This is a genomic window from Eubacterium ramulus ATCC 29099, from assembly GCF_000469345.1.
GTDB classification, from domain to species: Bacteria; Bacillota; Clostridia; order Lachnospirales; family Lachnospiraceae; genus Eubacterium_I; species Eubacterium_I ramulus.
The window spans coordinates 34,003-39,438 of sequence record NZ_KI271096.1 but is presented as its reverse complement, the minus strand read 5'-3'; the positions used below and the strand labels follow the sequence as shown (position 1 = coordinate 39,438).

Annotated in this window: 5 protein-coding genes; 3 read left to right on the top strand and 2 right to left on the bottom strand. The window is 44.4% G+C overall.

Annotated features, from left to right (window positions below):
• Nucleotides 1–42: 42 nt before the first annotated feature.
• On the bottom strand, nt 43–975 hold the full coding sequence (locus HMPREF0373_RS03360; RefSeq protein ID WP_021738188.1) for an AEC family transporter: 933 nt from the start codon (nt 973–975) through the stop codon (nt 43–45).
• 475 nt (nt 976–1,450) lie between these two features.
• Between HMPREF0373_RS03360 and mscL the strand changes: the two genes are divergently transcribed.
• Nucleotides 1,451–1,921: a large conductance mechanosensitive channel protein MscL gene (gene mscL, locus HMPREF0373_RS03355; protein WP_022036064.1), complete on the top strand. Its 471-nt coding sequence runs from the start codon at nt 1,451–1,453 to the stop codon at nt 1,919–1,921.
• A 98-nt stretch (nt 1,922–2,019) separates the two neighbouring features.
• Nucleotides 2,020–3,330, top strand: coding sequence for an alpha-amylase family glycosyl hydrolase (locus HMPREF0373_RS03350; protein ID WP_021738186.1), 1,311 nt, complete (start codon nt 2,020–2,022; stop codon nt 3,328–3,330).
• Between the two features lie 131 nt (nt 3,331–3,461).
• Here HMPREF0373_RS03350 and HMPREF0373_RS03345 read toward each other — a convergent pair whose 3' ends face one another.
• Entirely contained in the window at nt 3,462–3,983 is a 522-nt protein-coding gene (locus tag HMPREF0373_RS03345) for an NUDIX hydrolase (protein ID WP_021738185.1), read from the bottom strand.
• 86 nt (nt 3,984–4,069) lie between these two features.
• Here HMPREF0373_RS03345 and mobB point away from each other — a divergent pair, with 86 nt between their 5' ends.
• Nucleotides 4,070–5,224, top strand: coding sequence for a molybdopterin-guanine dinucleotide biosynthesis protein B (gene mobB / locus HMPREF0373_RS15940; protein ID WP_049946802.1), 1,155 nt, complete (start codon nt 4,070–4,072; stop codon nt 5,222–5,224).
• Nucleotides 5,225–5,436 lie beyond the last annotated feature (212 nt).

Below are 5,436 nucleotides of genomic sequence, written 5' to 3'. Positions count from 1 at the left end.
CGGACATTCGCAATCCGCTTTTGCTACTTGCTTATTCTGCGTTCAGGCTCCCAGCAGCACTGCCATGATCGGTATCGTCACCAGTGATAAGATGGTAGAGATTGCCACACCGATGGAAGCGGACTGGCTCTGCCGCGGATACGGTGCCGCACCCATGGCAACCAGAGAAGCTACCGGCATACCTGCACCAATCGTACAGATATTGATCAGTGACACATCCTTTGTCACAAGATGCATGAACAGCCACACGATCACCGGCATCACTGCCAGACGGATTGGAAGCATCGGCCAGATACCACGTTCCTTTTTGATATCCCCCAGAGAGGAAGCCGCCATGGATGCTCCGATGATGATCATGGACAACGGTGTCGTGATATTTCCCACAAATCCCACACAGGAGTAGAAAATATCCGGCATCGGAATGTTTGCAAAATAGATGACCAGTGATGCAATGGAAGCAATGATTCCGTTGTTGATAAAACTGCGGAAGTTCATTTTTTCTTTTACATAATTCCCGGACTCGATGGCCGCGTCTTTTTTCAGCAGATGCAGACCCATGGAGAAAAACAGGATACTGAATGGCATGTTGAAGATCGTAATATAGAAAATCGCGCTGTCACCATATAACGCCTGTACCACCGGATAACCCATAAATGAACTATTTGAAAAAATAAGCATGCACATGTAAGTCCCACGCAGATGCGCCGGTAGACGCATGATCTTTGTGATGATCCAGGACAGGATTGGAAAGATCACATACATCACCACTCCCGCCAGAAACAGCTTCAGGATCATACCGGTATCTTCATGTGATACGGTAGACAGACTGTTCAGAATAATACATGGACATGTGATCTGTACGATCAGACTTGAAAGTTTCGCGTTAACTTCTTTTGTCAGAATATCTTTCTTAAACAGGTAAAAACCAATCAACATTGCAAACAATAATTTGCACATCGTAGTAACAATTGTCATAATTCCATCTCTCTCCCATTTCCAGCAACAATCCGTATTGCTTTATCTCATTTAAGAATGCCCTCGACATTCTTGCTGCGAGATGCACGTCGTGCAATGCATAGCATATTTTTTTGTGCATCTCTGCAATTCTTTCCGCTATTTACATATCGTATATAATGCATTATTTTACTGATTAAGTGTAACACAACCGCTTTGGTTTGTCATCGCTAATTTGGTCTTACCAGTAATTCGCCTATATTTTTGTAAATTTCGACGGATTCTTTCGTTCCTTTCTCTCATTTTCATTTCTTTTGTACACAAAAAAGATGTCCTATGATATACTAATGACATAATGTTGGGTTCTAAAGATGCCATACGAATTGATCCGTACTTCGTACTCCCACAATTCTACCCAATATTCGCATATCGTGAAGCTGACGCTCCACTTTTATGCAGCTTGGCATCACCATACATAAGGAGGCTATGTACTATTATGAAAAAATTCATTCAGGAATTCAAAGAATTTGCCTTAAAAGGCAATATGATGGATCTTGCCATAGGTATGATCATCGGAAGTGCATTTACCGGCATCGTAAATTCCCTGGTAAATGACATCATCAATCCGATCCTCGGTATCTTTACCGGAAAAATCGATTTTTCCAATCTGTTTCTCACCCTGGACGGTTCCCACTACGAGACACTGGCCGCTGCTGAAAAAGCCGGTGCTGCTGTATTCAAATACGGTTCCTTTATCTCCAATGTGATCAATTTTATCATTATGGCACTGGTTGTATTCTGTATTGTAAAATTCTTAAACAAACTGCGCAGACCGGAACCGGAAAAACCGGCAGCTCCGACCACAAAAAAATGTCCGTACTGTATGTCTGAGATCAGTATCGAAGCAACCCGCTGTCCGAACTGTACTTCCTCTCTCATTGATGTGGACGCAAAAGAATTATCATAAGTATTGTCATAAACTCTGTATCTGTCCGGCAAAATGGCTCTGCACAGATACAGGCTTTTTATAAATGTTTTATTATTTAAGAAATGAGGGCTTGAATTATGTGGGCTTACGAAAGTGTATTTTATCAGATTTATCCGCTTGGATTCTGCGGAGCACCTTTTGAAAATGACGGTGTCCTGACACCGCGGATCCGAAAGGTCATCGACTGGATTCCACACATCAAAAATCTTGGTGCGAATGCGATCTATTTTTCACCGGTATTTGAATCCGATACCCATGGATATAATACCAGAGATTTCCGTAAAATCGACGTACGTCTGGGCACAAACGAAGATTTTGCCGATGTCTGCCAGGCATTGCACAAGGAAGGAATCAAAGTCGTGCTGGACGGCGTATTCAATCATGTCGGCCGCGGATTCTGGGCATTTCAGGATGTCCTGGAAAAACGCTGGGATTCGCCGTACAAAGACTGGTTCCATATCAGCTTTGACGGAAACTCCAACTACAATGACGGGCTGTGGTATGAGGGCTGGGAAGGCAATTATGACCTGGTAAAACTGAATCTCTGCCATCCGGATGTGAAACAGCATATTTTTGACAGTATCCGAAGCTGGGTGGAGGAATTTGATATCGATGGCCTGCGTCTTGATGTAGCCTACTGTCTGGATGAAAACTTTGTACGGGAACTCCGGGCATTCTGTGACAGCCTGAAACTGGATTTCTTCCTGGTGGGTGAAATGCTGCACGGCGATTACAACCGTCTGATGAATGATTCCATGCTGCATTCGGCAACAAACTACGAATGTTACAAAGGACTGTTCTCCAGTTTCAACTCCATGAATATGTTCGAGATCATCCACTCACTCCTGCGTCAGTTCGGTCCGGAAAACTGGACACTCTACCGGGGCAAGCATCTGCTCTGCTTTGTAGATAACCACGATGTCAGCCGCATTGCAAGCAATCTGACCAATGAACAGCATCTGCCACTGATCTATGCCCTGTGCTTTGGTATGCCGGGCATTCCGTGTGTATACTATGGAAGTGAATGGGGTGCAAAAGCAAACAAAAGCGAAGGTGATCCGGCATTACGCGCCTGCTTTGATGCTCCGGTGGAAAATGACCTGACCGCATGGATTTCCAAACTTGCTGCCGCAAAAAAAGCCAGCAATGCATTAAATTATGGCGATTTCCGCTCTGTCGTACTGACAAACCGCCAGTGCATTTTTGAACGAAAAACAGATTCCGAACGTGTACTGGTTGCAATTAATGCCGACAACGTACCATATACCGCTCATTTTGACGCAGGCTGTGGCACTGCCGTTGACCTGATCACAGGTAATACACATGATTTTGGTGGAGGCAGTGAACTTCCGCCGTACAGCGCATTTTTCTGGAAATGTGAACGCTAATCGTTACACCTAAGAAATAATCCTGCAAAAACAAAAACTCCGGGTCAGCTTCATACCTTGAAGCCAATCCGGAGTTTTTATTTTTGTTTAATAGTTACCACAGTATCCGTTGTACCTTCTTTTTTCTCATATCAATAAAATGTCCATTTAGCAAGATGTTCTCCTTCATACACAACTTTCAGTGAAAAAAATTGCGGATCATCCGACAGCAGACGTTCTAAAAACAGATGATCTCCCTCCCATGTCGGAAGTGACAATACCTTTTCTTTGTCCACCCATTCCAGTGTACCTTCCCTGCATTCTGTCAATTCTCCGTAAAGCGGACATTCGCAATCCGCTTTCGCTACTTGCTCATGAACGCAGTCGCTTTGCGACCTGCGTTCAAACTCTGTCGCAGTAAACAGATGCATATATTCATCTTCCCACTCGTCAGAGCAAAAGGTCACAATCCCACGAAACTGATACGTTGTCAACGTCAGTCCTGTTTCTTCTTTTACTTCACGGATCAGGCACTCATCCGGACTTTCTCCCGGCTCAAACTTTCCACCGACACCGATCCACTTATCATGATTCTCATCATTCTTTTTTTTCGTTCGATGAAGCATCAGATATTTTCCATCTTTTTCTATATAACATAAAGTTGTAAGTCGCATAATATATTTCCACCTTTTTCTATTGCTTTTTGTTCTTCATTTGGAATATACTCGATATATGAATTTAAACGATTAAGGAGTTAATTATGTCATATGCACTTGTCCTTCTCTGTGGCGGACTCAGCACCCGCATGGGCACAAACAAAGCCTTCCTCCCTTTCGGCAAATATACCCTGATGGAATATCAGGTTCAACGTTTTCGCCCTTACTTTGAAAAAATATATTTATCCGTTCCGAAAATGACGGATTCCTGGATGCATCTTGCTGCCAGACTGAATTGCACAGCCATTCCTGACTGCGTTGAAAAAATCGGTCCGCTGGGAGGACTGTACAGCTGTCTTTCTGCTGTTACAGAGGATCTGCTGTTTTTCACACCGGTAGATGCACCATTTACAAGCACAAATGCTGCCCTTACAATATGCCAGACACTGGAGCAGGCCATTGAAACGAATCCGTCAAAATATGCCTGCGTCCTGAAACATCCGACCCGCGGAATGCAGCCCCTCTCCGCAGCCTATGCAAAAACCTGCCTCCCTGTCATCGAACACATGATACACGCAGAAAACTATCGCCTGCGCCAGCTCCTGACACCGGAACACACTGTTATCTCTGACATCCTCGTTCCCCAGGAACACTTTTATAATATGAACGATATGCCATCCTACTACCATGCCCTGCAAATGCTGGCAGAAAAACAACCCGCACTGTTTCCGCCTGATTTTATTTTTCAATCAGACCAGCCAATTCCATACGTCTCGTTTTCTGCAAAATCAGGCACCGGAAAGACAACCTATCTGGAAAAACTGGTTGCCTGCCTGAAAGAAAAAGGACTTCGCATTGCCCTGATCAAACACGACGCGCATGGTTTTGAACTGGATCAGCCCGGAAAAGACAGCTATCGTCTGCGAAAAGCCGGTGTCGACACCATGATTCTCTCCGGACCGGATCAAACTGTACAGATTAGCAGACATACCGCCGGTGAACCATCCCTGAAGCAGCTGCTATCTTCCATTCAGGGTGTCGATCTGATCCTGATTGAGGGCTATAAATTCGGAGCACAGCCGAAAATCCAGCTGCTCCGCAAAGGTTATAGTGAGACGCCCGTTGGAAATCCGGAAAATATCATTGCATATGTTGCTGATTTTCCATACGATCCTGTTCCGTCAGATCTCCCGGTCTTTGCTTTAAACGATCCACAGGATTTAGCGGAATACCTTGTTTCCAGCTTCGGTTTGAAATAAGTGTAGATGTGCGGTGATTCTGAAAAGAATATGTCAGCTTTCGCTGACCAGAATCACGCACCACGTCTCACATGCGTTCGACTTGAAAAGAAGGGATTCAGCTAATTGAAAATCTGCGCATGCGACAAAATGTTTCAAAGATTGGATGCATGCGTGGCACGCGGTGCCATCACGTAAAATGGGCAAATCTGAAAGCAAAATCCAAGACAAGA